This window comes from Nocardia sp. NPDC004718, assembly GCF_053601535.1.
Genome location: NZ_JBSGCA010000020.1, coordinates 41,977 through 67,151, shown reverse-complemented (window position 1 = coordinate 67,151; position 25,175 = coordinate 41,977). Strand labels below are relative to the sequence as shown.

Genomic DNA, 25,175 nt, shown 5'->3' with positions numbered 1-25,175 from the left:
TGAGGTCGGATCTGTCACGGTTTCGCCCTATGGCTGTTGATGGGCAAGAACGCCGTGCCAGCCGACAACGCACCGAAAGAAGGAGAAGCTGATCAACTTGAACGGCCCGGTGCTTCCTGACACCTCGGGCACGGCGACGGGAAATCTCGATGGGCAGGTCGGTCGACGGTGTGATCATCGGCCACGGTCAGGCGGTGACCGCTCCGAATTCCGTCGCGAGCCAGGCGGGGAACTCGGTGAGGTCGGTCAGCACCACGTCCGCGCCCGCCGCGCGCAGTTCCTCGGCCGTGCACGGCCCGGTGCTGACGCCGACCGCGAAGACGTCCGCGGCGCGCGCGCCGTTCATGTCGCCGACGTGGTCGCCGACGAACAGATTAGCGCCCTGCTCGCGCAGCGTCGCCGCCTTGCCCGCCGACCAGAGGTCGCCGGCGAGATGATCGACGCGCCAACCGAGTTCGGCGATGTGCAACTGTGCCAGCGGAGCGTGCTTGCCGGTGACCACCACGACTCGTCCGTCGCGGGCCTCGACGGCCGCGAGCGCGGCCTGCGCACCCGGCATCGGGGGAATGCTCGAGACGATCGTCGGATAGAGCGCACGGTAGCGAGTCACCAGGGCCGGAACGAGATCCTCCGGCGCGCCCGCTTCGACGAGCAGGGTGGCCAGCGGCGGGCCGAGCCGATCGGCGAAAGTCGTCCCGCACAGCGGCAGATCGAACTCGACGCCGAGCAGGTCGATGGCCCTGGCGACGCCAGGCCGCGAGTCGATCAGCGTCATGTCCAGGTCGAAGCCCACGGTCCAGGTCACCTGATCGACCCTAATCGCCCGCGCGGCGGCGTGCCGGTCCGGCTGTTGTGATTCACAACTCGGCCGGGCGGGCGGTGGGATCGTCCGAGCTGGGTCGCATGACGGCGGCAGCCGTCATGATCCACGTGGAACCGCCGCGGCACTCGATGCCACGTAACAAACTGTGCTGCTTGGCATTACGGCAGCGAATGCAAATCCGCGTCAGGTGTAGCGCGGCGGCGCCGCGCGCTTGCGTAGCCGCTGACCGGGCTGATCTCCCTCCGATCTACTCCGCTCAGTGCCCCGATCCGCTCCCTGGTGCAGCGGAACAGATCGCCGGACTCTTCTTCGCGGCGGGGTGAGTCAGGAGCCGGTCGGCGGAGTCGCGTCGAGGCGCGGTTCGGCGAGGGTGGAGCGCTTGCGTCCGTATCCGAGGTAGACCGCGATGCCGACCAGTACCCACACGCCGAACCGCACCCAGGTCAGCGCGTTCAGCGTGGTCGCGAGCAGTACGCAGCCGATCAGCGCGAGCACGGGAACCACGGGCACCAGCGGGGTGCGGAACGGGCGCTCGCGCTCGGGCTCCGCCCGGCGCAGCACCAGCACGCCAACGCACACCACCGCGAACGCCGACAGCGCGCCGATGTTCACCAGTTCCACCACGATGTCGATCGGCAGCAGGCCCGCGATCATCGCGCCCAGCGCTCCCAACAGCAAAGTCAGCCGCACCGGAGTGGCGCGTTTGCCGGTCGCCGCGAGGGAGTAGGGCAGCAGCCGGTCGCGGCACATCGCGAACATCAACCGCACCTGCGCGTAGACGATCAGCAGCAAGCCCTTGGTCAGCGCGATGATGGAGGCGATCACGATGACGTCGCCGATCCAGCCGATGCGCACCGCGCCGAACGCGGTGGCGATGGGCGCGCTGTTGTTCAGCGTCGCGAACGGCACCATGCCGGTGAGCACGGCGCTGACCAGTGCGTAGAGCACGGTGGCGATGAGCACCGTGCCGATGATGGCGAACGGTACGTCGCGGCGCGGGTTGCGCGCCTCCTCCGCCGACGCGGCCACCACGTCGAAACCGAGGAAGGCGAAGAACGCGATCGCGGCGCCGCCGATGATCCCGCCGACCCCGAACGGCGCGAACGGCGTCCAGTTGTCCACGCTCACGTGCGGGGCGCCGACGGCGATTACCAGCACCAGCACGCCGATGGTCACCGCGACCAGCGCCTTGGTGATGCGCGCGGTGAACGTCACCTCACCCACCAGCACCGCGACGACGGCGGCGACGATCAGTACGGCGGGCAGGTTCACCACGCCGCCTTCTCCGGGCCCCGCGACGAGTGCGTGCGGGACGGTGATGCCGAACAGTGAGTCGAGCGCGGACACCGTGGTCGCGGACCAGCCGATCGCCACCGCGGCGCCCGCGATGACGAACTCGAGCAGGAGGTTCCAACCGACCAGGAACGCCGGAGCCTCGCCCAGGGTCGCGTAGGTATAGGTGTAGGCGCTACCGGAGACCGGCACCATCGCCGCGAGTTCGCTGTAGCACAGCGCCACCAGTACGCAGACCGTTCCGGCCAAGACGAACGACAGCATGATGGCGGGCCCGGCCTTCTCCGCGGCCGCCACGCCCGTGATGACGAAGATTCCCGCGCCGACGATGGTGCCTACTCCCATAGCGGTGAGATCGAGCCGACCGAGCCTGCGCGCCAGCGTGGGCGCGCCCGCTTCGGTCGCGGTGTCGGGCAGGCGGCGGCGCCATCGCCGGGCTGATGCGGTGGTCATGACTCCCTCAGGAACGGTCCGTCGGTCGCGGCCGGTGTGCCGGACAGATAGACCATTCTCGCCGCGTAGCAGCGCGTGGGAATAACTGGGGTGTTGCGCTCAGCTGCCGGATGACGTCGCGAAGGGCGTCGCGGCGGCGATGCGCTCGGTGCGGTTGGGATGCCGCCACAGGCCTTTGCGCTCCAGGATCGGCAGCACGCCTTCGCCGAACCAGTACGCCTCTTCCAAGTGCGGATAGCCGGAGAGGATGAAGTGGGTGATGCCCAGGCGTGCGTATTCGGCCAGCCGTTCGGCGACTTCGGCATGCGAGCCGACCAGTGCGGTGCCCGCGCCGCCGCGGACCAGGCCGACGCCCGCCCAGAGGTTGGGCGCGATCTCCAGCCGTTCGGTGCTGCCGCCGTGCAGTTCCAGCATGCGCCGCTGGCCTTCGGATTCACTGCGCGCCAGGTTCGCCTGCACCCGCTCGATGTCGGCGGGGTCGATGCCGGCCAGCAGCCGGTCGGCCTCGGCCCAGGCCTGCTCGGAGGTGTCACGGCTGATCACGTGGATGCGCAGGCCGTAGTCGAGGACGCGTCCGTGGTCCACCGCCAGACGGCGGATCCATTCCAGCTTCCTGCTCACCGCGAGCAGCGGCTCGCCCCAGGTCAGGTAGGTGTCGCTGTAACGCGCCGCGATCGGGCCCGCGGGTTCGGAGGAACCGCCGAAGAACACCGGCGGCACCGGGTCCGGTCGATTGCTCAGCAGTGCCTGCTCGACTCGGATGTGTTCGCCTTCGAACGTCACCGGCTCGGTGGAGGTCCACAGTTCCCGCACCACGTGCAGGAATTCGCCGGTGCGTGCGTAGCGCTGGGACTTGTCCAGGAAGTCACCGTAGGCCTGTTGCTCGTGCGGCTCGCCACCGGTCACCACGTTGAGCAGCAGCCTGCCCCTGGAATGCCGCTGGAAGGTGGCCGCCATCTGTGCCGCGAGCGTCGGGCTGACCAGCCCGGGGCGGAATGCCACCAGGAACTTCAGCGTCTCGGTGGTCTCCACCATCATCGCGGTGGTCAGCCAGGCGTCCTCGCACCACGCGCCGGTGGGGGTGAGCACGGCCTCGAACCCGTTGTCCTCGGCGGCGGCGCCGATCTGGTTCAGATACCGCAGGCTGGCCGGGCGGTCACCGGACATGAAGGTGCCGTGCCCGCCCGCGACCAGTCCGCGGGAATCGCCGTAAGTGGGGAGGAACCAGTGGAACGACAGACTCATGCTGAGCCAACTCCCTTCCGGAGACCGCGGCCGAGCCACCGCGGTGACCAGCGCGCACGCGAAGCGACCCGAACCGGTGTCGCGGTCATAACGGCCCCGCGGCACCTCGGGTGGGACAGATCAGGCGGTGCGCCTTGAAGGCGCGCCGCAGTGATCCATGCTGGGCGCTCCGCCGGCTCGGGTCACGATTTGAAACCAAGCCGGTTTTTATTCCGGTCTCGGTGCGTGTCACTATTCGTGACTAGACGTAACCATGAATAACACGTAATCTGGCCTCAGCACGCACCCTCAGGTGTGCGAGGCGGACCGGACGAAACGAGTACCTCAATGACGCGGCATGTCGACGTATTGATCATCGGCGCTGGCCTGTCCGGAATCGGCATGGCCTGCCATCTCACCAAAGAGCAGACGGGACGCAGTTACGCGATCCTGGAACGCAGGCACGCCGTCGGCGGCACCTGGGATCTGTTCCGTTACCCCGGCATCCGCTCCGATTCCGACATGTACACCTTCGGCTACGGCTTCCGCCCGTGGAACGGCACCAAGGTCCTCGCCGACGGCCCGCACATCCGCCATTACATCGAGGAGACGGCGGCCGAGTACGGCGTCACCGAGCACATCCGGTTCGGTCGCAAGGTCACCACGGCCCGCTGGTCGAGCGAGACGGCCACCTGGACGGTCGAGGCGCTCGACGAGCAGACCGGCGAGACCGAGATCTACACCAGCGACTTCCTGGTCGGCTGCACCGGCTACTACGACTACGACAACGGCTACCGTCCGCAGTTCCCCGGTGAGGAGAACTTCGGCGGGCGCATCGTGCATCCCCAGCACTGGCCGGAAGACCTCGACTACGCCGGCAAGAGGGTGGTGGTGATCGGCTCCGGCGCCACCGCGATCACTCTGATCCCGGCCATGAGCGACGCGGCGGCGCACGTCACCATGCTGCAGCGCTCGCCCACGTATATCACCGCGCTGCCCGCCGACGACCCGGTCGCGGTGGGGATGAAGGCCGCCAAGGTACCCGAGAAGCTCGCCTACCGGATCGGCCGGGCCCGCAATATCGCCCTGCAGCGCGCGAGCTTCCAACTCTCCCGCACCAACCCGGAGGCGGCGAAGAAGCTGCTGCTGGCCGCCGTGCGGATGCAGGTCGGCCCCGGTATCGACATGCGGCATTTCACGCCGAGCTACAACCCGTGGGACCAGCGGCTGTGTGTGGTGCCCAACGGCGACCTGTTCAAGGTGCTGCGCAGCGGCAAGGCTTCCATCGTCACCGACCGCATCGAGACCTTCACCCAGACCGGCATCCGCTTGGCCTCCGGTGCGGAACTGCCCGCCGATCTGGTCATCAGCGCCACCGGCCTGAGCGTGCAGATGCTCGGCGGCATGACCCTGGAGATCGACGGTGAGCCGGTGGTCACCCGCGACCGGGTGGTCTACAAGGGGAGCATGCTCGACAGCGTGCCGAACGCGATGATGGTGCTCGGCTACACCAACGCGTCCTGGACGTTGAAAGCGGACTTGGCGGCCGAGTACTTCTGCCGGGTGCTCAACCACATGAAGAAGAACGGTTTCACCCGGGTCGAGGCCGTCGCCACCGAGCGCGACCGAGGCGCCGACTCGGTGATGGGCGGGGCACTGACCTCCGGCTACATCCGGCGCGGCGACGCGGTGATGCCGCGGCAGGGCACCAATGGCCCGTGGCAGGTGATCAACAACTACTTCCGCGATCGCAAGCTGCTGCGCAAGGGCGCGCTCGAAGACGGGGTGCTGACCTTCAGCCGGACCGAGAAGTCGACCGTCCCACGGCCGCTGGAAGGTACGCGCAGCGCCTGACCGCCTGCGTGCGCCGCACCGCGGCGGGCACGACGAGGTGCTCGTCGCGGAGTGGGGCGCAGCGTGATTTGCGGGTAGTCCGCGCTTACGGATCCGCCGTGGCCTTTTCGAATCTCGCCGAAGACAACCATGGACGCGAAACAGCGAATGCTCAACGATCGCTGCACTGCGACGCGACGGTGCGTCGGCCGGTGTGATGAGGGAGAGCATGAGCGTGATGACACGCAGCAAGTTTCTGGTAGGCGCGGTAGTCGCCACAACTTTGGCACTGCTTTCGACCGCATGCGGTGGCGGGGAGGTGCGTACCTCCGGCGGTGTGCCGGTCCTGCGGTATCAAGGCTGGGCCTCGCAAGTCGTCATTCCCGAGCTCGCGGAGGATCTCGGCTTCTTCGAAGGCAAAGTGAAACTCGAATGGCAGGGCAACACCATCAGTGGTCCCCAGGACATCCAATCGGCGGCGACCGGTCAGGTGGACTTCGGCGGCGCGTTCGGGGGCGCGGTGGCCAAACTGGCGCAGGGCGGAGCACCGATCACGGCGGTGGTGAACTACTACGGATCCGATGAGAAGACGTTCACCGGATTCTACGTGCCCGACAACAGCCCGATCAGGACTCCGAAGGATCTGCTGGACAAGAAGATCGGGGTGAACACCCTGGGTGGTCAGTCCGAGGCGGACATCCACACCGAGCTGAAGAAGGCCGGTTTCACCGAGCAGCAGATCAAGTCGGTTCAGCTGGTGGTGCTGCCGCCGCCGAATACCGAGGACGCCGTGCGGCGCGGCCAGGTCGATGTCGCCGCCTTGAGCGGACAGTTCCAGCAGCGCGCGATCGCCAATGGCGGCCTTCGTCCGGTCTTCACCGACTACGAGGAATTCGGCCCGTTCAACGGCGGCCAGTACGTCTTCCGCAACGACTTCATCGCCAAGAACCCCGATAGTGTCCGGGCATTCGTCGACGGAGTCGCCAAGGCCATCGAGTGGCAGAAGACGACTCCCCGTGACCAGGTCATCGCCAAGTTCACCGAAATCATCGAGAAGCGAAAGCGTTCCGGAGAGGACGCTTCGTCGGTGAAGTACTGGCTTTCGGTCGGAGTGCCCGCCGTCAACGGCGCGATCGTCGACGCCGACTTCCTGCGCTGGGAGGATTGGCTGCGGGATACCGGCGCGGTCACCGGTTCGTTCGAGCCGTCGAAGTTCTATACGAACAAGTACAACTCGCAGGCTCCGAAGTAACGCATGCGACGGATCGGGCTCGCGTTGCCGAGCCTGATCCGTCCACCCCATTTCGATCAGGCCGGGAGACGGTGGCTACGGCTGAATCGTGGGTTGGTTCCAGGGGATATACACCGGAACGTATCGAGCCATCACCCCGGCGCCGAGCGCCGACACACCTCCGATGGCGAGGACCGCCACGGCCAGTGGACCTATCGCCGCCAGTCCGCTGATGACCAGGGGCCCCACGAAGAATCCGCCGTCATGGGTGAGCCGCCAGGCGGCGAGGAACTCGGCACGGCCTGCGGCGGGCGCGATATCGGCGCCGATGGTCATGATGACACCGTTCCCGATGCCGTTGCCGATGCCCATGACGATCGCCGCGAGACCGAGTGTGAGCGCCGAATCGGTCAGCGGCACCGACAAATACCCGACGGCCAGGATGACCAACGACGGCACGGCGATGAATCTCCTGCCGTACCGGTCCATCAAATGGCCTGCGGGATAGGCGCACAGTACATCGAGGCCCGCCCCGATGCCGAAGATCAGGCTCGCGGTAGCAGCGTCGACGCCGAGATGATCGGCCCACAGCGGCAGTACGGCTTCCCGTGACGAACGCGCCGCACCCATCAACAACGACCCGGCTCCGAGCGTCAGCAACAGCGCGCGATGTGCTCGCGTGATCTCGACCAGGGACAGCGGCGGTTTCGGTATCGCTCCGGCGGCCGAGGTCTGCGGGTCAGGCAGCCGGGCCATCAGCCATCCGGCGATCGCGATGGCGATCAACTGGACGACGAATCCACCGCGCGTGCCGAGGCCTGTGATAGCGGCCGCACCGAGAAATGGTCCGGCGAAGAATCCCAGTCGCATAGCCCCGCCGAATAACGACATCGCCCGCGCTCGGCGTTCGAACGGCACCACTTCCGACAAATAGCTCATTCGAGCCAATCCCCAGACCGCATTGGAAAGTCCGACGATTATCAGCCCTGCACCCAGAATCGGCACCGTCGGTGCGAACAAGCACAACAGCACGCCGATCGAACCGGCCGTACTCGCGGCGATGATGGAAATCCGCTCACCGAGCCGGGCGACGACCTGGCCCGCGGGAATGTCGCCGAATATCTGCCCGAGGCCGACCAGGGCGACGGTCAGACCAGCGACGGCGGCCGACGCGCCCAGGTCGAGCGCGGTGAGCGCCATGACCGGCGCCGCGGCTCCCATGCCGATCCCATACGCCGCCGCGGGCACATAAACGGTGAACAACAGTGGTCGAAGTGAGGGAAGTTCGACCGACGATCCGTCCTGCCGGTAGGTGGTCATGCGACAACTCGAATATGCGCCGGTAAGTAATGCGCCATGCACAGATAGGATGATGGGACCATATGGCCCCACAGTACGGATATTCTCCCCCGCTCCATATTGTGAAAATCGCGGTGATTTTTATTTCGATACCACCGGGTCCCGCTCTCGGGTTCGCGTCAGGAATCCGTGCGAGCCGGTGTCCGTACGGCTATTTCGCCGCTCAATGCGTAGTCGCCGGACAGTTGCAGTCGGTCTCCGCTCCAGAATCGGCCCGGGTCGTACCAGTCGGGGCTGCGGCGCTCGGGCAGCAGACCCATCGCTTGGTATGTGGCGGCGACGATTTCGGCACAGTACGCGTTCTCCAGCTCGCGGGCGGTCGATCCACTCGTCTTCCTGCGGGGCAGCCGCGCACGACCGCGGAGCCAGCGCCCCGCCAAGCCCGCGGTGGAGGGGAACGGAGTGCCGTCGAGCCGGGCGATGGCGCGCAGCGCGCCGTCCTCCATGGCGCGGGTGGCGGGAGGGTTCAACTGGCGCAACCATGCCTGCTGACCGTAACGGTGTGTCCAGACCAGCACGGCATCGCGCAGATTGTGCAACTGGGCGCCACGGTGCGCGGTTCCCGACCACATGTCGGTGAGTGATCGTCCGAGTTCCGCGTGCCAGATCAGCGCGGGCAGGTCATCGATCACGACGGACATCCCGACATGGTTCACCGGACTGTTCGTCGTCATGCGAATCACCCGGTCGGCTGTGGAATGGCCACGGAAAAGCCAGATGTCACCCGTCCTGGTGACCTCGACCGCTCGGTCGAGATCGATGCCCGTCCCCGTCATGGTCGTAGCCTATGCGGTATGAGGTGGTGGAAGGCAGTGGGATTGGCGGGTGTGGCCGGTGTGGTTGCCACCGGTGTCGTGGTGGTGCGCGCCGAGCGCCGCCGCCGTGCCTACACCCCGGACCAGGTGCGCGAACAACTGCACGCGCGATTGGCCCAGGCGGCGTCGGCCGCGGCGAACGTCGAAACCGCCCGTGCGCAGCCACAACCCGCGCCGGGGCTCAGCGAGCGTGTCCGGCGGTTGTTCCGTCGCTGGTCGAGACGGGAGTAGTCGGCGCGAGCCAGCGCAGACGGCGGTTCACAAAGTGATAGGCGCCATCGGGGCGAGGCCGAGTTCGGCGAGCGCGGCCGCGCCGCGTGCGGCATGCTCGCCACCGGCGAGCACCGCGGTGCGCGCCGACTGGTAACGGCAACCGGCGGCGTCGAACGCGGCCGCCGTGGCGAGCAGCCGTTCCAGGTCACCGGCATGCAGTGCCGCGGCGCGCTCCACGATGGCACCGGCGAGGGGATTTCCGGCGACGACGGTCCTGGCCTCGGCGAGGCGATCGCCTGCATCGGGCGCCTCGGCGAGCACGGCGGCTTCAGCGCGCAGCGCCACATACCAGTGCAGCCAGATCCACGTGACCCATCGCCACACCTCGCCGGGCTCGGATGCCGTCCGTTCCAGCGCCTCGTTCACCTGACCACGGTGGAGCAGGGCGAGCGCATCGAAGACCGCGCCGTAGCCGTGGGTGTGCGCTGGTGACGTGCCGAGTTGGCTTGTGACAGCGTCCCATTCGGCCCGAGCGTCATCGTCGCCGCGTAGGTCGTGGATCATCGCCACGCCCGCTACCGCCGGACCGAGGACCGACTTGACGGGATCGCCGACCCGATGCCACGACTCCAGGAACCGGATGCTGTTGGTGCGAACCCCCTCGACGTTGCCCGCCAGCGTATCGGTCACCAGCAGCCAGCTCGTCGCACGATGTCCCACCTCGGCGAGCAACGGATGATCCGCGAGCTGCTGGGCCCATCGGCGCGCGCCCCGCAGGTCACCCGCCCCGAGTCCGGCTTCGGCGGCCTCGCCGAGCGCGTCGATCAGCTCATGGGTACCGGCTGGGGTATGCGGAGCGGACTTCAGCAACACCATTCGGCTGCGCGCGACGGCTGCTGCGGCGAAGGTGTCACCGGCCATGCTGTGCGCGCCGGCGAGTGTGTCGAGCGCAGCGGACTCCGCGAGCGGATCACCTGTGCGCCTGGCGAGTTCGACGGCACGTTCGGCGCGCGCGATGGTCTCGGGCACGAGGTCGTCGGATGACTGTGGGCCGGTGAGGGCATCGGTGAGCGCTCGTCCGGCTTCGGCCAGCGCCACGGCGGCCTGGGCGGCCGGGTCAGCACCGGCGAGCTGCCGCGCCTCGGTGATGAGCGCGATGGCTTCCTCCGGTGCCAGGGGCCGGACGAACTTGCTCGCGAACCGGTAGCCGTTGGCAGCGGCGGTCGCTAGGTCGCGGGCGGCGCCGGCGGAGTCGCCGGACCTGAGGGCCGCCTCCGCGGCCGCGCGGTGCAGGCGGTGCATATCTTCGCCCCGCATCTGACATCCGGCCGCGGCAGCGGCATGGCGCAGCATCGAGGCGGCGGCGGACGGGTCGTCGGCGAGCGCGGCCGCCTGTTCGTAGCGCATCTGGGACTCACCGATCAGATTGCGGGTGAAGCACAGTCGCGCCAGATGCTGCGCGAAGCGGAGGGCATCCGCGCGGTGCTCCGGCTGATCGCCCGCCCACGCCATCGCGGCGCGGAAGTCGTCGGCCACCGCGTCGAATCGTGCCCGCCAGTCCGCTTTCACCACCGTCAGCTCGGCGGCCTCGGCCAGGCACCAGCGGAGGTGCCCCGCACGGGTGCCCGCCAGTTCACCGGTCTGCGTGAGCTGCTCCGTCCCGTACTGGCGGATGGTTTCCAGCGCCCGGTATCCGGTCCCACTCGGGTATGCCGTCACCGCGAGCAGGCTCTGCTCGGCGAGTCGGGCCAATCCGTCTGCGACAACGGCTTTCTCGGACGCCGCTACCTGCGCCGCCGCCTCGACGGTGAACGCACCCATGAAGACCGACACCCGGCGCAGGAGCACTCGATCGTCCGGCTCCAGCAAGGCGTGACTCCAGTCCAGCGCTGCCCGCACCGACCGGTGCCGGTCCTCGGCGCGGGGTCCCCCGGCGAGCATCCGGAGCTGGTCCGACAGTCCGGCTTCGAGACCATCCAGCCCGAGCGTCGTCCAGCGTGCGGCAGCCAACTCGATCGCCAGCGCCACACCATCGAGTCGCTCGCAGAAGGCGGCGACCTGGTCGCGAAGAGCGTGATTCGGCGGCCAGCCACCGGCGGCCGCGCGGTCCATGAACAGCCGGACCGCATCGGAGTCGCCATCGCCGGCCAAGGACATCGGCGCGACTGTATACACCCGCTCGAACGGCACCATCAGCCGGGCCCGGCTGGTCGCCAGCACCGTCAATCGCGGACATGTCGCGAGCAGTCGTTCGATGAACGGCGCCACCCCGTCGCGCACGTGCTCGCAGTTGTCCAGCACCAGCAAGGCGTGCCGGTCGGCCAGCGCGGTGAGCACCGACTCGTCCATGCCGCGGCCGGGCTGCTCGCCGAGGCCGAGCGCGAGGGCGACCGTACCGGCGATCACGCCGGTGTCCGCGCCGGTGACCGGCACCAGGTCGACGAACCACACCCCGTCGGTGTACGCAGCGGCCATCTCCGCCGCGACGGCCAGCGCAAGCCGGGTCTTGCCCACTCCGCCGGGACCGACCGCGGTCACCTGCCGGTAGTCGCCGATCATCTCGGTCAGCTCCGCGCGCTCCCGGCCGCGTCCGATGAAGGAAGTCAGTGGCCTCGGCAGGACCGGCGCCGGGTGCGGCCGGTCCTCGCGTACCGAAGCGGACGCGCGCTGGGCCAGTGCCCGCCGATCGGGCACCTCCAGTTTGCGCAGGAGTGAGGAGACGTGGCTCTCCACGGTGCGCACGGAGATGAACAGCTTCGCCCCGATCTCGGCGTTACTGAGATGTTCCCCCACCAGCGCCAGCACCTCGGCTTCCCGAGCCGAGATCTCCACCGTCGCCGCCATGGCACCGATTCTGCCGTATCCCTTCGCTCTCATACTTCTCGGTCTGTTTCCTTGGGTGCGGGTGGCTGCCGTAGTCGATCGGTGGCCCGATCAGTGGACGGTTCCGTGGTCGCCACGGATGTGGGTCGCAGTCGCCGGGAGAGATGCTGTGAGCACGCCCGGTTCGCCCGACAGAACGGCACACCGGGACGACGTGACCGACGAGTTCAGGAGTGATCATGACCAGCTCTCCCACCCAGGGAATCAAGACCGTGCTGCATCCCGTGTCCGACCTGGCGGCAGCCAAGGCGCTGTTCACCGCTTTGCTCGGCACGGCGCCGCAGACCGACTCGCCTTACTACGTCGGCTTCGAGGCCGAGGGCCAGCACATCGGGCTGGTGCCGAATGGCGGACCGCAGGGAATGACCGCACCGGTGGCCTACTGGCACGTGCCGGACATCGAGGCGAAGCTGGCGGAAGTGACCGCCGCGGGCGCCACTGTGGCGGAGTCTGCCCACGATGTCGGCGGCGGCCGCCTGGTGGCCACCGTCACCGACGTCGACGGCCACGTCCTCGGGCTGATCCAGGACCGATGATCGCCCGAACCACCATCGAAATCACCCCTGTCCGAGACGAAGGAGACACACTCATGACCGCGCAGAAGTCCGCCACCCGCACCAACGCCAAGGCCAAGACCGCGGTGGGATTCACCGACGAGGAACGCGCCGCGATGAAGGAGCACGCCCAAGAGTTGAAGACCGCCGCGCGCCGCGGCTCGCGCGCGACGAAGGCGGACGGGGAGAAGGACGTGCTCGAGAAGATCGCCGGAATGGCCGAATCCGATCGCGTCATGGCCGAGCGGGTGCACGCCGTCGTCCGAGCCAGCGCTCCGGATCTGTCGCCGAAGCTGTGGTACGGCATGCCCGCCTACGCCAAGGACAGCAAGGTCGTGTGCTTCTTCCAGAGCGCGGAGAAGTTCAAATCGCGGTACGCGACCCTCGGCTTCAGCGACATCGCCAACCTCGATGACGGCACCATGTGGCCGACGTACTTCGCGCTGACGAAGGTGACCGCCGCCGAGGAGGCGAAGATCGGCGAACTGGTGCGGAAGGCGGTCGGCTGAGCGCCGAAGCGTCAGGTCACGATGCGGAGTGGATGTTCCAGCAGATTCTTCAGCTGTTGCAGGAACTGTGCGGCCACGGCTCCGTCGATGGCGCGGTGGTCGGCGGACATGGTGACCCGCAGAATCTTGCGGGTCACCACTCGACCGTCGTCCAGACGCAGTTCGTCCGTGGCCGCGCCGACGGCCAGGATGGCGGCCTCCGGTGGGTTGATGACGGCGGTGAAGTGCTCGATGCCGAACATACCGAGGTTGGAGATGGTGAAAGTGCCGCCGCTCATCTCGTCGGTCCGCAACTTGCGCTCGCGGGCGCGTTCGGCTTTGTCCCTACTCTCGGCGGCGATCTCGGACACGCTCTTGCGGTCGGCGTCGCGCAGCACGGGAACGAGAAGGCCCGCGGGCGTCGCGACCGCCATACCGAGGTTGATGCCACGGTGCCGCAACAATTTGTCGCCCGCAAAGGAGACATTGACCGACGGGTTGTTCCGCAGCGTCACGGCGACGGCCTTGAGCAGCAGATCGTTGACGCTGACCTTCACACCTGTCTGCGCCAGCGTGGCGTTGACCTGTGCGCGGAAATCGAAGAGGTCGGTCACATCGATCGCGTTGGTCAGATAGATGTGCGGAGCTTGTTGTTTGCTCTCGGTGAGCCGCGTGGCCGAGACACGCTGGATGGTGGTCAGCGGAATTTCCTCGTAGTCGCCTGCGACCGGAGCGGGAAGCTCGCTCGGGGGAGCGGGGACGACTTTCCGCGGCGGATCGAGTTCGGCTGCACCATGGGCGGATTCGACATCCCGCCGGATGATGCGCCCACCGGGGCCGGTGCCGACGACGGTGGTGATGTCGACGCCGAGTTCGTCGGCGATCTTGCGCGCCAGTGGCGACGTCTTCTTTCGCTCCACCGTTGCGTGGGAGTCGACGGTGGGTTCGGTCACCGCGACAGCCGGAACCGGGCTAGTGTCCGGCTCCGTACCCTGTCCGGCAGGAGCTTGCTCGTCGGCCGGGGCGGGCGTGCCACCGTTCGGGCCGCTTGCGGTAGTTCCGCTGCCGTCGCCGATGACGCCGATGGGTGTTCCGATCGGCACTCGCGCGCCCTCACCGGCGAGGATCTGCTCGAGCACGCCGCTGTCGTACGCCTCGAGCTCCATGAGAGCTTTGTCGGTTTCGATCTCGGCGAGGATTTCGCCTTGTTCGACCGGATCGCCCACCTGTTTGAGCCAGGAGACGACGACGCCTTCCTCCATGGTGTCGGAGAGGCGGGGCATGGTGATTTCGGGCATGAATGTCCTCTGGTCTTTCAGCGTCGCTTGCCCACTGCCGCAAGGGTTTCCACCGCGGCGGTGTACAGCGAATCGGCCGACGGCAGGGCGAGCCGTTCGAGCGGCTTGGCATAGGGCAGCGGCACTTCGGCCATCGCCACCCGGCGAACCGGGGCGTCCAGGTAGTCGAAGGCGCCGTCGGAGATCGAGGCGGCGACCTCGGCGCCGATGCCGTAGGTGAGCCAGTCGTCCTCGCCGATCACGGCGCAGCCGGTCTTGCGGACGGACTCGATCAGGGTGGCACGGTCCAGCGGACGAAGGCTGCGCAGGTCGATGACCTCGGCCGAGAAACCGTCGGCGGCGAGTCGTTCGGCGACCTCGGAGCAGATCGTCGCCATTCGCGAGTAGCCGATCAGCGTGATGTCGGAGCCGGTTCTCGTGACCGCGGCCTTGCCGATCTGGGCGCTCGGAAGATCGTCCGGCACTTCGCCTTTGGTGTTGTACAGCGACAGGTTCTCCAGGAACAACACCGGATCGTCGTCTTCGATGGCGGCTTTCAGCAGCGCACGCGCGTCGGCCGGAGTGCTCGGCGCGACCACCTTCAGGCCCGGCACGAACGCGTAGTACAATTCCACATTCTGCGAATGCGTCGCGCCCAGTTGCTGCCCGCCCCCACCCGGGGTGCGGATGACCATGGGCACGCTGGTCTGGCCGCCGAACATGCCGTAGATCTTCGCGGCGTGGTTGACGATCTGATCCAGCGCCAGCAGCGAGAAATTGATCGTCATGATCTCGACGACCGGGCGCAGTCCGAGCATGGCGGCGCCGATGGCGGCGCCGACGAAACCCTCCTCGGCGATGGGAGTGTCGCGCACCCGCTTCTCACCGAATTCGGCCAGCAGTCCCGCGGTGATCTTGTAGGAGCCTTCGAAGATGCCGATCTCCTCCCCGATGAGGAAGACATCGTCGTCGCGCCGAATCTCCTCGCGGAGGGTCTCGCGCAGCGCTTCACGATAGGTCATGACAGCCACGGTGATGTCCTTAATGGGTGAAGAGGGGATCGGCGGGCAGGCGACGCGAATCGCCCGCCACAGGGGTCGCGTAGTTGTAGTCGAACAGGCTCGACGGCTCCGGATGGGGGCTGGCGTCGGCGAATTCGACCGCGGCGGCGACCGCGGCGGTCACCTCCGCTTCGAGAGCGGCGACGGACCGATCGTCCAGCACACCGGCGGCGAGCAGCGCGTCGCGCCAGCGCACGATGGGATCGTTGCCGCGGGCGATCGAGACAGCCTCTTCGGTCCGGTATTTCGCCGGGTCGACCACGGAGTGCCCTTTGAGACGGTGACTGACCGCCTCGAGCAGCGCGGGCTTCTTCTCGCGCCGAGCGGTTTCGATCAACTCACCGGCCACTTCGCGGACGGCCAGCACATCGGTGCCGTCGACACGCTCCCCGCGCATGCGGTAGGCGGCGGCGCGCTTCCACAGATCCGGCTCGGCGGAGGAGCGCTCGACCGTGGTGCCCATGCCGGTCTGGTTGTTGATCACCAGGAACACCACCGGCAGGTTCCACAGGGCCGCGATGTTCAGCGACTCGTGGAACGCGCCGATGTTCGTCGTGCCCTCACCCATCTGGCACACCACCACGTCGTCCTCGCCGCGGTAGTCGATGGCCAGCGCCGCGCCGACGGCCAACGGAACCTGGCCGCCGACGATGGCGTAACCGCCCAGCATGCGAGTCGCGGTGTCGTACATGTGCATGGAACCGCCCCAGCCCTTCGAGGTGCCGGTGGAGCGGCCGTACAGTTCCGCCATGACGCGGCCGGGCTCGATGCCTTTGGCCAGCGCGTATCCGTGCTCGCGATAGTTGGTGAACAGATAGTCGGTCGGGCGCATGGCCGCGCCGAGCCCGATCACGGTGGCTTCCTCGCCCAGGTTGAGATGGCAGTAGCCGCCGATCTTCGCCTGCTGATAGCTCTGGGCGGTGCGCTCCTCGAACCGGCGCACGAACAGCATGTCGCGGTACAGGCCGCGCAGGCTGTCGGGATCCTCCGCGGCGATGCGCGCGTCGGCCGCAACGGCATCGTCCTGCGTCCGTGCGGGTTCGGCGGCGTCACTCTTGTGCTCGTCCGCGACCGGCGTGGAGGTGCGTGCGGCCGTCGACCGAGCCGTCTTGCGACTCGGTTTGCGGGATGCGGTGCTGGTGGTCACGGCAGGCTCCTCAACGCTTCCGGGGCGGGATGTGCACGGGCAGTCCGAGTCCGGCCATGGCCGCCTCCATGCCGATCTCGCCGAGAGTGGGGTGGGCGTGGATGGTGTCGGCGAGTTCGTCGAGGGTCGCCTCGAGCGCAATGGCCAAGGCGCCTTCGGTGATCAGGTCGCTGGCCGACGGGCCGATGATGTGCACTCCGAGCACTTCTCGATGGCGCTGTCCGGCAACGATTTTGACGAAGCCCTCGGTTTCGCCGAAGGTCTTGGCCCGGCCGAGTGCCGCGAAGGGGAATCGGGCGGTGACGACGTCGTGCCCGGCGGCGCGGGCCTTCGCCTCGGTGAGCCCGACGCTCGCGATCTCCGGGTGGGTGAAGGTGGCGGCCGGGATCGCGGTGTAGTCGATGTGCGCCGGGTGTCCGGCGATCACGTCCGCGGCGGTGAGGCCCTGATGCGAGGCGACGTGGGCGAGCAGGGCACGCCCGGTGACGTCACCGATGGCGTAGACGTGTTCGACGCCGGTGCTCAGCCGTTCGTCGACGGGGATGAAGCCCCGCGGGTCGGTGTCGATTCCCGCGCGGTCCAGGCCGAGATCGGCGGTGTTGGGACGACGTCCGACGCCGACAAGTACCACGTCCGCGTCGAGTTCACCGGCGTGCTCGCCCGCGACGGTGACGCGCAGCGCATCGGTTCGCGCGATGGTTTCGACGGTCGAGCCGGTGAGCACGGTGATGCCACGCTTGGTGAACGACCGTCCCAGGGCGGCGCCGATGTCGGCGTCCTCCAGCGGCACCAGGGTGTCCTGTAGTTCGACGATGGTCACCTGGCTGCCGAAACTCGCGAACAGGCTGGCCCATTCCGCGCCGACCGCGCTGCCACCGATGACGACGAGGCGTCCGGGCACCTCGGTCAGCCCGAACGCGCCGTCGGAGGTGATGACGCCCGGCAGGTCCGCGCCCGGAATCGGCAGCCGAGCGGGCACCGATCCGGTCGCGATGATCACGTCGCTCGCGCTGATCGTCCGGGTGGCGGTGGCTGTCGGAGCGGCGGCGTAGCGGGGGCCGCCGGGGAAGATCGGCGATTGTCCCGCCTCGAATACCTCGACGCTGGTCGGGCCGGTGAAGCGGGCGTGTCCCTCGATCACCGTCACGCCGTTAGCGGCGAGCAGGCTTGCCACACCGTCGGTGAGTTGCTTGACGATGCCGTCCTTGCGCTGCCGCACCGCGGCGAAGTCATAGCGCACGTTGTCCGCGTATACGCCGAAATCGGCTGCGGCGGTGATGGTTTGGAAGATCTCCGCGGACCGCAGCATCGCCTTGGTCGGAATGCAGCCCCAATTGAGGCAGACGCCGCCCGGTCGCTCCTTCTCCACCAAGCCGACCCGCAGGCCGCGCTGGGCCGCGCGGATGGCGGCGACGTACCCGCCGGGGCCGCCGCCGACCACCAGTAGATCGAAATCCGGCACTCGTGGTGCTCCTCGTCCTCGATGATCCGATCCGCCTCCGGTTGTGGGGCGAATCATCGCTATCGAGTGTTGCCGTAGCGAAGTGCACAGACAATTGCCACGAAGCCCAGTAGTGCAATCGTCGGATTGGGCGCAGCGCCCAATCCGGTGAGGTCGAATCAGGCTCTCTCCGATGACCGGACGAGGTCGAGGGCGGCCAAGGCCAACGACAGTTCCACATAGCTGCGCTGGCCTTCGAGCGGGCGGCCGAGCAAGGTCGAGACGCGATGGAGGCGGTTGATCACGGTATTGCGGTGGCAGTGCAGCCGTGTCGCCGCATGGGCCGCCGAGCAGTCGTGCGCCAACCATGCCGCGAGCGTGTCGAGCAAGGTCGTGCGCTCGGCGGCGGGCAGTGCGAGTACCGGACCGAGGGTGTGGGCGACCAGCATGTCGGTCACGTCGGTCGAGCGCAGCAACAGGGCATGTTGGAAGCGTTCGTGCAACGGCACGAGTCCCGTCACGTCCTCGGGCAAGGTTTGCAGGGTGAGCAGTGCCCAGCCGTGTGCGGTGCCGACCTGGGCCAGGCCGCCGACGGTCGGCGAGGCGCCGGCTCGTCCGCGAACATGCGGTTCGATCCGTCGCAACACCGAGGCGACGTCGTGGCGCTCGACCGCTATCAGCCCGACCGTCGAGTCGACGCGATCGTGCCACACCGAACGAATGCCGACCGCGGCCAAGGCCGTTTCGGTGCCGGTGTGCATCGCCTCGCCCGCACCGCAGGCGACGACGACGAGATAGTCGCTACCGGCCGGAAGGTTCAATTCACGTGCGGCCCGTGCGGCGAAGGTGGTGTCGTTGCCTCGGCCGGCGAGCAGGTCCTCGATCAGGGCGTGCCGACGGCGTTCGTCGCTGCGCAACTGCTCCAATTCGGTATTCCGGTAGGACGTGACGAGCGACGTGGACAGCCCGTCGATCACGGCCCACAACGCGGTGCCCGCCGCGCGGATCTCGCCGGGAGTGAGATCGTCCGCTTGGTCGAGCAGGGCCTCCCAGACGATCCGGCCGCCGAGCCGGAACGTGCGCAACATGGCTTCCAGCGGTACGCCCTGTTCGGCACGGCGGCGGCCGATGGACGCGGCGACATCGTCGTCGAACGCGGTCGTCGGAGCACCCAGCCGGTCGAGGATGCGGGTCACGTACCGGCGGCAGCCGTCGACCAGATCCGCGCGGGGCACCCGCGAATAATCGGTCCATTCGGGGTTTTCGGTGAAGATCTCCGAGATCAGCCGATCGGTCAGCGCGGGGATCTCCGCGCGGCAGGCGGCCACCAATTCCTGCGTGCAAGTGTCCGGATGCGCCTTCTTCGATATCGACATGTCGCTCGGGTTCCTTGTCGTCTGCCATGCGCCACGACTGCGCGAGCGGTGGCCTGTCCCGACCGTATAGCCGTCGGAGGTCCGCATCGACAGCGACGCTCCATCCCGACGGGTAGGTGTCCTCGCCGCACCGCGGCGCGGTCCGGCTGGTGAGCGTTCGGTGACGCTCAGGCAACTACGGAGACAATCGGTTGAAATCACCGTATATGAGTATCGAAGGCCCGCAGAATGGTGGCATTCGAGTCGATGGGGCGGTATGTGGAGAGAGCGGGCGCGCATCGGGGCGCCGACCGCCGTGGAACACATCGACAACGCCCTGCCGTCACGAAAAGCTTCCGTGCGCGGGCGAACCAGAGTAATCGAAATGGCGGATCTGATCGACTATCTTTACCGTGAATGCGGCAATAAGATGTCGCTTGTGTCGAATCTACGGATCAGCGAAGCCGCCGCGTTGCTGGGTGTCAGCGATGACACGGTGCGTCGATGGATCGATCAGGGCCGGCTGACCGCGATTCAGCTGGACAACGGCCGCAAGGGTGTCAGCGGCCGCGAGCTCGCCGAGTTCCTGCGCGCCACCGCCGAGGCGCCCGCACCCGGTGCGACGGTCGCGGCGTCAGCCCGCAACCGGATGCGCGGGATCGTGACACGGGTGGTCAAGGACACGGTGATGGCGCAGGTGGAGATGCAGGCCGGACCGTTCCGGCTGGTGTCGTTGCTGAGCCGGGAATCGGTGGACGAACTCGGTCTGGAGGTCGGCAGCATCGCTGTCGCATCGGTGAAGTCCACGCACGTCGTCGTGGAGATACCGGAAAGTTGACGAGGATGAGGATGATTCGCAATTTTGGTGTCGCCACCGCGATGGTGCTGGCTGTGGTGACCGCGGCCGGCTGTGGTTCGGACGACACGACCGAACACACCGGCGCCGAGCATGTCTCGGGCACGGTGACCGTGTTCGCCGCCGCCTCGCTGACCGAGACGTTCACCGAACTCGGCAAACAGTTCGAGGCCGCGCACCCGGGCGTGAAGGTGATCTACAGCTTCGGCGCGAGTTCGGCGCTCGCCGAACAGATCAATCAAGGAGCACCGGCCGACGTGTTCGCCTCGGCGGCGCCGAAGAACATGCAGCAGGTCCGCGACAAGGGCGAAGTCACCGCCGCGCCGGTCACCTTCGTGCGCAACAGGCTCGAGATCGCGGTGCCCGAGGGCAACCCGGGACACATCACCGGCTTGGCCGATTTCGGCAGGACCGAGCTCGCGCTCGCGCTGTGCGCGGAGCAGGTGCCTTGCGGCGCGGCGGCCAAGACGGTGTTCGAGACGGCGAACATCACCCCGCAACCCGATACCCGGGAGCAGGACGTGAAGGCGGTGCTGACCAAGGTGAAGCTCGGCGAGGTCGACGCGGCGCTGGTATACCGCACCGACGTGATGGCGGCGGGCGACAAGGTCGAGGGCATCGACTTCCCGGAGTCCGGTAAAGCGATCAACGACTACCCGGTAGCGCCGCTGGTGCACGCGCCGAACGCGGCCGCCGCCGCGGCGTTCGTCGACTTCGTGACATCGGACAAGGCCGAGACGGTCTTCGTCGCGGCGGGATTCGACACGCCGTGATCGCGCCCTCGCGGCGGCGGGCGGTGCTCGGGCGGCGACCGGTCGCGCTGATGCTGCCCGCAGGCTGCGGGCTGGCGTTCCTCGTCGTACCGCTCATCGGGTTGCTGGCGCGAGCACCGTGGGCGACCATGCCGGATCGGTTGTTCAGCGTCGAAGTCGGCCAGGCACTGCGGCTTTCGCTGGTGTGCGCGACCGCGGCCACGGCGATCTGCTTGGTCCTCGGCATCCCGCTGGCCTGGGTGCTCGCGCGCGCCGAAGTGCCGGGGCGCGGGCTGATCCGCGCCTTGGTCACCGTGCCGCTCGTGCTGCCGCCGGTGGTCGGCGGTGTCGCACTGCTGCTGGTGCTGGGACGGCGCGGGCTGATCGGGCGGTATCTCTACGAATGGTTCGGTGTCTCATTGCCGTTCACCACCGCCGGGGTGATCGTGGCCGAGGCATTCGTGGCCATGCCTTTCCTGGTGATCTCGGTCGAAGGAGCCCTGCGGGCGGCCGATCCTCGTCTCGAGGAGGCGGCCGCCACGCTCGGCGCCACCCGCTGGTACGCCTTCCGCCGGGTGACTCTGCCGTCGGTGCTGCCCGGAGTGGTCGCGGGCGCGGTGCTGTGCTGGGCCCGTGCGCTCGGTGAGTTCGGCGCCACCATCACATTCGCCGGTAACTTCCCCGGCCGCACCACCACTATGCCGCTGGCGGTCTATCTCGCGCTGGAGACCGATCCGGACGCCGCGATCGTGCTCAGCCTCGTTCTGCTGGCCGTCTCGGTCACCGTGTTGGTCGCGTTGCGCGAACGGTGGATCCGGGGAGCGATATGAGTTTGGAGGCGGACCTGCGGATCGACCGAGGGCATTTCGCGCTCGAACTGCCTCTCGCCGCCGCACCGGGCGAGGTGACCGCTCTGCTGGGACCGAACGGGGCGGGCAAGACGACTGCCCTGCGAGCCCTGTCAGGGCTGATCGCGCTGACCGCCGGGCACATCCGGCTGGACGGAACCACCTGGGACGCGCCACCGTCGACGTTCGTGCCCGCCGAACGCCGACAGGTAGGCGTCGTGTTCCAGGACTACCTGTTGTTCGGGCATTTGTCGGCACTGGAAAATGTCGCATTCGGGCTGCGCGCCCGGGGATGTCGGCGAGCCGTCGCGCGGGAGCGGGCCACCGCATGGCTCATGCGGGTCGGACTGGCCGATTACGCACTTCGCAAACCCCGGGCACTGTCCGGAGGACAGGCGCAACGGGTCGCCCTGGCCCGCGCGCTGGCCACCGAACCGCAGCTGTTGCTGCTCGATGAGCCACTCGCGGCACTCGACGCCGGTACCAGGGTTCAAGTGCGCTCGGACCTCGCCCACCATCTGCGCGACTACCCCGGCCACACCGTTCTGGTGACCCACGACCCCCTCGACGCCATGGTCCTCGCCGACCGGCTGATCATCCTCGAAGACGGCAAGATCGTCCAGCAAGGACCGCCCGCGCAGGTCGCGGCGAGACCACGCTCGGACTACGTGGCGACTTTGATGGGCCTCAACCTCTACCGTGGCACCGCTCGCGGCACGACTGTCGACCTGGACGGTGGCGGCAGCCTCACCATCGCCGAACCCGCGCAGGGGCGAGTCCATGTGGCCTTCAGCCCGAACGCGGTGGGCCTGCATCCGGAACAACCCGTCGGCAGCCCCCGCAACAGCTGGCCGGTCACGATCACCGGCATCGAGCAACACGCGCATATCACCCGCATTCGTCTCGACGGCGCACCGCCCGTGCTCGCCGACATCACACCGGCCACCGTCGCCGAGCTGCGATTGCGTCCGGGCCAGCGGCTGTGGGCTGCGGTGAAGGCGACCGAAACTCGTTCCTACCCGGCATGATCCAGTGGCCGCGTCCGGCCGCCGTGTCGTCGGTCGAGTCGCCGAGATGCGCTGCGGCCAATTGCAAGCCGATGGTCTCCGCAGCGGCTGTCCAGTCGGAAGCGAGCTGAGCGACAGGCGCGGGTAGGTAGGACGAGCATCGTGGGAGGAAGCATGGACCGACCGATTCTCCGACGGCATGAAGCGTGCTATCACGCGGTACCCAGGTGCAGCTCGGGGAAAAGGGCAGCGGTGCGATACGTCGTAGTCGCCTGTTTCAGATTTGCTATGTGTAAGCTGTTCACTTTTTCGGTCGGCATGGAGCACACTGTGATGGTCGCATCTCTCGAATGAGGGATGCGGCGATCGGTTGCGCTGGGCTGAGTTGTCCGTTCGGTCGATGCCACTGGAGGATTGCCATGAACGCGTATCCACCGATCGCGGAGCACGGCATTGTCGGTGATCTACAGACCGTGGCGTTGGTGTCCTCGGTGGGCACCATCAACTGGTGGTGTACTCCGCGATTCGATTCGCCGAGCGTCTTCGCCGCACTGCTCGACAGCGAGCGTGGTGGTAGCTGTCAGTTGTCCGCCGATCTGGCCGAGGCGGAGGTGACGATTCGTCAGCTGTACCTGTCGGACACGGCCGTGCTGGTCACCCGGTTCATGGCGGAGAGCGGGGTCGGCGAAGTCATCGATTTCATGGAGCCGATCCGCGGTCGCGCCACTACTGATCGGCATCGGCTGGTGCGGATAGCGCGGGTGGTGCGGGGCACTCTGCCGTTCGCGCTCAGCTGCCGACCACGGTTCGACTATGCGCGCGCCGCCCACACCCTCACAGTGCACGATCACCGGTCGGTGACCTTTCGCGGGCCGGGCACCGATCTGCTCCTACAGGCAACCGACCCGGTGGCGTTGCGCGCCGAAGGGGATGATGTGTCCGCGCGGTTCACCCTTTCGGCGGGGGAGACGGCGGTGCTCGTGTTGACGAGCACGGACAGCGGGGGCGCCGCACCGGCGCCCCCGGAGCGGCAGGCTGTGCTCGCGGAGTTGGACGCGTGCCGCGCGTTCTGGCAGACGTGGTTACGATCGTCCACGTATCGGGGTCGCTGGCGGGACATGGTCAATCGTTCGGCGATCACGCTGAAGCTGCTCACGTATGCGCCCACCGGGGCGCCGATCGCCGCGGCGACCATGGGGCTGCCCGAGCAGGTGGGCGGCGAACGCAACTGGGATTACCGCTATACCTGGATCCGGGATGCGTCCCTGTCGGTGCGGGCGTTGAACGATTTGGGTTTCGCCGAAGAGGCGTATGCCTTCCGGCGCTGGTTGCGCGAGCGACTGGAAGCCGGTGACACCACTTCTGGTGAGCCGTTGCAGATCATGTATCGCATCGATGGCGATCCTCGACTGGAAGAGGAGATTCTCTCTCATCTGGAGGGTTACCGCGGATCGGCGCCGGTGCGGGTCGGTAACGCGGCGGCCGATCAGATCCAGCTCGACATCTACGGTGAGGCGGCCGACGCGCTGGCGCAGATGTCCGATATCGGCGGAATCTCGGGCTGGCGGGCGATCGCGAACCTGATCGACTGGCTCACCGAGAACTGGGACCGGCGCGACGAGGGGATTTGGGAAACTCGTGGTGGTCAACAGGAATTCACCTACAGCCGTCTCATGACCTGGGTCGCGTTCGATCGCGGTGTACGGCTGGCGATCGAACACTCTCGGCCCGCGGACGTCGCGCGCTGGACACGGGAACGGGACGCCGTGTTCAACCAGATCGTCGAGCGCGGCTGGAGCTCGAAGCGGCAGGCGTTCGTGCAGCACTACGCCACCGAGGTGCTGGATGCGTCGCTGCTGCTCATGCCGCGGATGGGCTTCCTGTCCCCGCAGGACCCGGCGTGGCTGAGCACGCTCGACGCGATGGACAAGGAATTGGTCAGCGACAGCCTGGTCTACCGTTACGACCCCGAAGCCTCCCCGGACGGCTTGCGCGGCGTCGAGGGCACGTTCAATCTGTGCAGCTTCCTGTATGTGGAGGCGCTGGCCCGTGCTGGGCGATTGACCCAAGCCCGCTACGCGTTCGACAAGATGCTCACCTACGCCAATCACGTCGGTCTCTTCGCCGAGGAGATCGGCCCGTCCGGCGAGCAGTTGGGCAACTTCCCGCAGGCGTTCACGCATCTGGCCTTGGTCGCCGCGGCCATGGCGTTGGACGAACAGCTCGACCGAGCCGAAGCTCGGCCGGACGGCTCCTGACCCG

The 25,175-nt window shown here is 67.7% G+C and carries 21 protein-coding genes; 10 read left to right on the top strand and 11 right to left on the bottom strand.

Annotation, left to right across the window (positions count from 1 at the left end):
- Positions 1-187 precede the first annotated feature (187 nt).
- The 3 genes from ACWEH3_RS17315 to ACWEH3_RS17305 form a co-directional block, all read right to left on the bottom strand.
- The gene (locus ACWEH3_RS17315) at positions 188-805 is read right to left on the bottom strand and encodes an HAD family hydrolase (RefSeq protein WP_450017040.1); all 618 of its coding nucleotides are present in this window, start codon (positions 803-805) and stop codon (positions 188-190) included.
- 342 nt (positions 806-1,147) lie between these two features.
- Complete coding sequence (locus ACWEH3_RS17310) at positions 1,148-2,569, bottom strand: amino acid permease (protein WP_450017042.1); 1,422 nt, start codon at positions 2,567-2,569, stop codon at positions 1,148-1,150.
- Between the two features lie 99 nt (positions 2,570-2,668).
- A complete protein-coding gene (locus ACWEH3_RS17305) occupies positions 2,669-3,814 on the bottom strand; it encodes an LLM class flavin-dependent oxidoreductase (RefSeq protein WP_450017044.1) in 1,146 nt (381 codons plus the stop codon).
- A 327-nt stretch (positions 3,815-4,141) separates the two neighbouring features.
- Here ACWEH3_RS17305 and ACWEH3_RS17300 point away from each other — a divergent pair, with 327 nt between their 5' ends.
- Positions 4,142-5,647, top strand: a complete 1,506-nt coding sequence (locus tag ACWEH3_RS17300) for a flavin-containing monooxygenase (RefSeq protein WP_450017046.1) — start codon at positions 4,142-4,144, stop codon at positions 5,645-5,647.
- Between the two features lie 217 nt (positions 5,648-5,864).
- Positions 5,865-6,878 (top strand): ABC transporter substrate-binding protein, encoded by a 1,014-nt coding sequence (locus ACWEH3_RS17295; RefSeq protein WP_450017149.1) that lies wholly within the window; start codon positions 5,865-5,867, stop codon positions 6,876-6,878.
- A 75-nt stretch (positions 6,879-6,953) separates the two neighbouring features.
- On the opposite strand, the gene ACWEH3_RS17290 is transcribed toward ACWEH3_RS17295, so the two are convergent.
- Both ACWEH3_RS17290 and ACWEH3_RS17285 read right to left on the bottom strand, forming a co-directional pair.
- The gene (locus tag ACWEH3_RS17290; protein WP_450017048.1) at positions 6,954-8,177 is read right to left on the bottom strand and encodes an MFS transporter; all 1,224 of its coding nucleotides are present in this window, start codon (positions 8,175-8,177) and stop codon (positions 6,954-6,956) included.
- Between the two features lie 158 nt (positions 8,178-8,335).
- On the bottom strand, positions 8,336-8,992 hold the full coding sequence (locus ACWEH3_RS17285; protein WP_450017050.1) for a hypothetical protein: 657 nt from the start codon (positions 8,990-8,992) through the stop codon (positions 8,336-8,338).
- An 18-nt stretch (positions 8,993-9,010) separates the two neighbouring features.
- Here ACWEH3_RS17285 and ACWEH3_RS17280 point away from each other — a divergent pair, with 18 nt between their 5' ends.
- Positions 9,011-9,262, top strand: coding sequence for a hypothetical protein (locus tag ACWEH3_RS17280; protein ID WP_450017052.1), 252 nt, complete (start codon positions 9,011-9,013; stop codon positions 9,260-9,262).
- 27 nt (positions 9,263-9,289) lie between these two features.
- Here ACWEH3_RS17280 and ACWEH3_RS17275 read toward each other — a convergent pair whose 3' ends face one another.
- Positions 9,290-12,088 carry an ATP-binding protein gene (locus ACWEH3_RS17275; RefSeq protein WP_450017054.1) on the bottom strand — a complete coding sequence of 933 codons (2,799 nt, stop codon included), beginning with the start codon at positions 12,086-12,088 and terminating at the stop codon, positions 9,290-9,292.
- Between the two features lie 218 nt (positions 12,089-12,306).
- On the opposite strand from ACWEH3_RS17275, the gene ACWEH3_RS17270 reads away from it, so the two are divergent.
- Positions 12,307-12,663, top strand: coding sequence for a VOC family protein (locus tag ACWEH3_RS17270; protein WP_356964301.1), 357 nt, complete (start codon positions 12,307-12,309; stop codon positions 12,661-12,663).
- Positions 12,664-12,716: 53 nt separating this feature from the next.
- Positions 12,717-13,190 (top strand): iron chaperone, encoded by a 474-nt coding sequence (locus tag ACWEH3_RS17265; protein ID WP_450017057.1) that lies wholly within the window; start codon positions 12,717-12,719, stop codon positions 13,188-13,190.
- Positions 13,191-13,201: 11 nt separating this feature from the next.
- Here the strand turns inward: ACWEH3_RS17265 and ACWEH3_RS17260 are convergent, their stop codons facing one another.
- From ACWEH3_RS17260 to ACWEH3_RS17240, 5 genes are all read right to left on the bottom strand, one after another.
- Entirely contained in the window at positions 13,202-14,467 is a 1,266-nt protein-coding gene (locus ACWEH3_RS17260) for a dihydrolipoamide acetyltransferase family protein (RefSeq protein ID WP_450017059.1), read from the bottom strand.
- Between the two features lie 17 nt (positions 14,468-14,484).
- On the bottom strand, positions 14,485-15,468 hold the full coding sequence (locus tag ACWEH3_RS17255; RefSeq protein WP_450017061.1) for an alpha-ketoacid dehydrogenase subunit beta: 984 nt from the start codon (positions 15,466-15,468) through the stop codon (positions 14,485-14,487).
- 19 nt (positions 15,469-15,487) lie between these two features.
- Positions 15,488-16,654, bottom strand: a complete 1,167-nt coding sequence (gene pdhA, locus ACWEH3_RS17250) for a pyruvate dehydrogenase (acetyl-transferring) E1 component subunit alpha (protein ID WP_450017063.1) — start codon at positions 16,652-16,654, stop codon at positions 15,488-15,490.
- 10 nt (positions 16,655-16,664) lie between these two features.
- Positions 16,665-18,116 carry a dihydrolipoyl dehydrogenase gene (gene lpdA / locus ACWEH3_RS17245; protein ID WP_450017065.1) on the bottom strand — a complete coding sequence of 484 codons (1,452 nt, stop codon included), beginning with the start codon at positions 18,114-18,116 and terminating at the stop codon, positions 16,665-16,667.
- 158 nt (positions 18,117-18,274) lie between these two features.
- Positions 18,275-19,471 carry a PucR family transcriptional regulator gene (locus ACWEH3_RS17240; RefSeq protein WP_450017067.1) on the bottom strand — a complete coding sequence of 399 codons (1,197 nt, stop codon included), beginning with the start codon at positions 19,469-19,471 and terminating at the stop codon, positions 18,275-18,277.
- Between the two features lie 418 nt (positions 19,472-19,889).
- On the opposite strand from ACWEH3_RS17240, the gene ACWEH3_RS17235 reads away from it, so the two are divergent.
- From ACWEH3_RS17235 to ACWEH3_RS17215, 5 genes are all read left to right on the top strand, one after another.
- Positions 19,890-20,288, top strand: coding sequence for a TOBE domain-containing protein (locus tag ACWEH3_RS17235; protein WP_450017069.1), 399 nt, complete (start codon positions 19,890-19,892; stop codon positions 20,286-20,288).
- A gap of 11 nt (positions 20,289-20,299) precedes the next feature.
- Complete coding sequence (gene modA, locus ACWEH3_RS17230) at positions 20,300-21,079, top strand: molybdate ABC transporter substrate-binding protein (RefSeq protein WP_450017071.1); 780 nt, start codon at positions 20,300-20,302, stop codon at positions 21,077-21,079.
- Positions 21,080-21,129: 50 nt separating this feature from the next.
- Positions 21,130-21,888, top strand: coding sequence for a molybdate ABC transporter permease subunit (gene modB, locus ACWEH3_RS17225; protein WP_450017151.1), 759 nt, complete (start codon positions 21,130-21,132; stop codon positions 21,886-21,888).
- Complete coding sequence (locus ACWEH3_RS17220) at positions 21,885-22,934, top strand: ABC transporter ATP-binding protein (protein WP_450017073.1); 1,050 nt, start codon at positions 21,885-21,887, stop codon at positions 22,932-22,934. Before modB ends, ACWEH3_RS17220 begins: the two co-directional genes overlap by 4 nt.
- Before the next feature lie 329 nt (positions 22,935-23,263).
- Positions 23,264-25,171 (top strand): glycoside hydrolase family 15 protein, encoded by a 1,908-nt coding sequence (locus ACWEH3_RS17215; protein WP_450017075.1) that lies wholly within the window; start codon positions 23,264-23,266, stop codon positions 25,169-25,171.
- Positions 25,172-25,175: the final 4 nt, after the last annotated feature.

Coding starts and splice junctions, on each gene's coding strand:
- ACWEH3_RS17310 (WP_450017042.1), bottom strand. CDS start 2,569: ATGACCACCGCATCAGCCCGGCGATGGCGCCGCCGCCTGCCCGACACC.
- ACWEH3_RS17305 (WP_450017044.1), bottom strand. CDS start 3,814: ATGAGTCTGTCGTTCCACTGGTTCCTCCCCACTTACGGCGATTCCCGC.
- ACWEH3_RS17300 (WP_450017046.1), top strand. CDS start 4,142: ATGACGCGGCATGTCGACGTATTGATCATCGGCGCTGGCCTGTCCGGA.
- ACWEH3_RS17295 (WP_450017149.1), top strand. CDS start 5,865: ATGACACGCAGCAAGTTTCTGGTAGGCGCGGTAGTCGCCACAACTTTG.
- ACWEH3_RS17290 (WP_450017048.1), bottom strand. CDS start 8,177: ATGACCACCTACCGGCAGGACGGATCGTCGGTCGAACTTCCCTCACTT.
- ACWEH3_RS17285 (WP_450017050.1), bottom strand. CDS start 8,992: ATGACGGGGACGGGCATCGATCTCGACCGAGCGGTCGAGGTCACCAGG.
- ACWEH3_RS17280 (WP_450017052.1), top strand. CDS start 9,011: ATGAGGTGGTGGAAGGCAGTGGGATTGGCGGGTGTGGCCGGTGTGGTT.
- ACWEH3_RS17275 (WP_450017054.1), bottom strand. CDS start 12,088: ATGGCGGCGACGGTGGAGATCTCGGCTCGGGAAGCCGAGGTGCTGGCG.
- ACWEH3_RS17270 (WP_356964301.1), top strand. CDS start 12,307: ATGACCAGCTCTCCCACCCAGGGAATCAAGACCGTGCTGCATCCCGTG.
- ACWEH3_RS17265 (WP_450017057.1), top strand. CDS start 12,717: ATGACCGCGCAGAAGTCCGCCACCCGCACCAACGCCAAGGCCAAGACC.
- ACWEH3_RS17260 (WP_450017059.1), bottom strand. CDS start 14,467: ATGCCCGAAATCACCATGCCCCGCCTCTCCGACACCATGGAGGAAGGC.
- ACWEH3_RS17255 (WP_450017061.1), bottom strand. CDS start 15,468: ATGACCTATCGTGAAGCGCTGCGCGAGACCCTCCGCGAGGAGATTCGG.
- ACWEH3_RS17240 (WP_450017067.1), bottom strand. CDS start 19,471: ATGTCGATATCGAAGAAGGCGCATCCGGACACTTGCACGCAGGAATTG.
- modA (WP_450017071.1), top strand. CDS start 20,300: ATGATTCGCAATTTTGGTGTCGCCACCGCGATGGTGCTGGCTGTGGTG.
- modB (WP_450017151.1), top strand. CDS start 21,130: ATGCTGCCCGCAGGCTGCGGGCTGGCGTTCCTCGTCGTACCGCTCATC.
- ACWEH3_RS17220 (WP_450017073.1), top strand. CDS start 21,885: ATGAGTTTGGAGGCGGACCTGCGGATCGACCGAGGGCATTTCGCGCTC.
- ACWEH3_RS17215 (WP_450017075.1), top strand. CDS start 23,264: ATGAGGGATGCGGCGATCGGTTGCGCTGGGCTGAGTTGTCCGTTCGGT.